Origin of the sequence: Oscillatoria sp. HE19RPO (assembly GCF_024220515.1) — a bacterium.
Lineage (GTDB): Bacteria > Cyanobacteriota > Cyanobacteriia > Cyanobacteriales > Laspinemataceae > Laspinema.
The window spans coordinates 1-1,998 of record NZ_JAMXOT010000509.1 but is presented as its reverse complement, the minus strand read 5'-3'; the positions used below and the strand labels follow the sequence as shown (position 1 = coordinate 1,998).

The 1,998-nt window shown below is 48.9% G+C and carries 2 protein-coding genes; both read right to left on the bottom strand.

Annotation, left to right across the window (positions count from 1 at the left end; genetic code table 11):
- Window positions 1–154 precede the first annotated feature (154 nt).
- Window positions 155–637, bottom strand: a complete 483-nt coding sequence (locus tag NG833_RS30215; protein ID WP_254568959.1) for a DUF4079 domain-containing protein — start codon at window positions 635–637, stop codon at window positions 155–157.
- 199 nt (window positions 638–836) lie between these two features.
- On the bottom strand, window positions 837–1,733 hold the full coding sequence (glyQ, locus tag NG833_RS30210) for a glycine--tRNA ligase subunit alpha (RefSeq protein ID WP_254568958.1): 897 nt from the start codon (window positions 1,731–1,733) through the stop codon (window positions 837–839).
- Window positions 1,734–1,998 lie beyond the last annotated feature (265 nt).

Genomic DNA, 1,998 nt, shown 5'->3' with positions numbered 1-1,998 from the left:
TCAGATACCCGCAAGGTCACAAGAAACCTATTTTAAGTTTCAACCTCCATTCTGGTTTTTACAATGCACTCTACTGGTAGAACGATATGAGGTCCCTCCCCCAGAATAGAGGTCCCGGTTTTAATGCGATCGCGTTACTCTATCCCAGGGGATTCTATATAGATATAGATAGACCCAGTTTTAATCCGAGCAGAGCATGAAGCAACATTAGCCCAAGGGCCACGGTTCCTATATAGGCATGAGCGGCCCGCAGGGTGAGGCGATCGGCTTGAAATCCCAAAGACAGGGTTCCATTCAGGGCTAACAACACTAATAGTATCGAACCCGTCCAGAAATGAGGGCTTTCTAAAATGGGCTGTCGTTGCATCACCAGGGATAAAACTCCTCCGGTATAACCGAGGGCCATAAATAGGAACATCCAAGGGGCCAGTTTGCGGTGGTCGCTGCGGGCCTTAATTGCGGCATCCTTATCCGCTGCAACTCGTCCGCGCCATCCGGACCAGCCGACATAGCTACCCATTACAAATATCACAATTCCCATCATTAGGGGATGTCCCCAATGCACAATCGGCTCAGGCAATCCTAAACTGCGAAATTGACTGGCGATCGGTTCGAGGGCTTCACTCAGATCGATCATTCCTTCCTTCTCCTCTTCTTGACTCTTTAAGGGTATTGCAATAAATAAATCACCCAAATGCGATGCTTAAGGAACTAAAAAGACGTTCTTAGCCCGCGCAGGCGGGCTTCGTCCTGTGAGCCTCCACCCTTGAGGGTGTGGGTTTTTGGGTATTTTATTTTTTGGAGTTCCCTAATTCCATATCACGGGTTAAAGCAACTTAAGCAGCCGATGCTTTATCAGAGGCGTCCCCTTTCAGAAGCGGGAACCCCAGTTTCTCCCGTTGCTCCAGATATAGATGAGCCACCCGTCGCGCCAAATTGCGGATCCGCCCAATATAACGAGTCCGCTCCGTTACGGAAATGACGCCTCTGGCATCTAATAGATTAAAGGTATGAGAACACTTCAGGACATAATCCAGGGTAGGGGCCACCAATCCTCGGGCCGTGAGCTGTTCCGCCTCCTCTTCATAGAGAGCAAACAGCTTGAACAGTAAATCTGGATTGGATGCCTCGAAGTTATAGACGCACTGCTCAACTTCTCCCTGGAGGTGAACATCTCCATAAGTCACCTCATCAGTCCAGTTAATCTTGGTAAAGGCATCTTTTTCCTGGAGATACATCGTTAAGCGCTCCAGTCCATAAGTAATCTCGATGGAGACGGGACGGCAGTCGATGCCCCCACATTGTTGGAAATAGGTAAATTGGGTAATCTCCATGCCATCGAGCCAAACTTCCCAGCCGACGCCCCAGGCTCCTAGGGTGGGAGATTCCCAGTTATCCTCCACAAACCGAATATCCCGGTCTTCTGGACGGATCCCTAAAGCGCGCAGGGAATCCAGATACAGGTCCTGAATATTGTTGGGGGAGGGTTTGATGATGACTTGGTATTGATAATAGTGTTGGTAGCGGTTGGGGTTCTCGCCATAGCGGCCATCGGTGGGACGACGGCAAGGTTCGACATAAGCCACAGACCAAGGCTCGGGACCGATCGCCCTTAAGAAGGTATGGGGATTCATGGTGCCTGCGCCTTTCTCGATATCGTAGGGCTGGGCAATCAGACAACCGCGATCGGCCCAAAACTGATTTAACGTGGCAATCACAGACTGAAAATTCACGGTTCGCTTTCCTCATGCAAGCAAGTTCATTATTTATTGTCGCCTAAAACTCTCCCCGTGAAAGGCTTTCAGACTTTTTTTAAAAAAAGTCAAAAAAAATCCTCAAAAACGCTTGACAAACCCTGGTGGGTTAGTTAAAGTAGTAAAGCGCGGTGAGGAAAGGCAACGAACCGAGTCGCGCCTGAACCAAGACAATTAAAGAGTTTGAAAGCCAATAGAAACCTGGTCTCGTCAAGAGAATCAGAAGTCTCTAAAGGGTTATACC

Excerpts from the sequence above, each read along its gene's own strand:
- NG833_RS30215 (WP_254568959.1), bottom strand. The coding sequence starts at position 637 with ATGATCGATCTGAGTGAAGCCCTCGAACCGATCGCCAGTCAATTTCGC.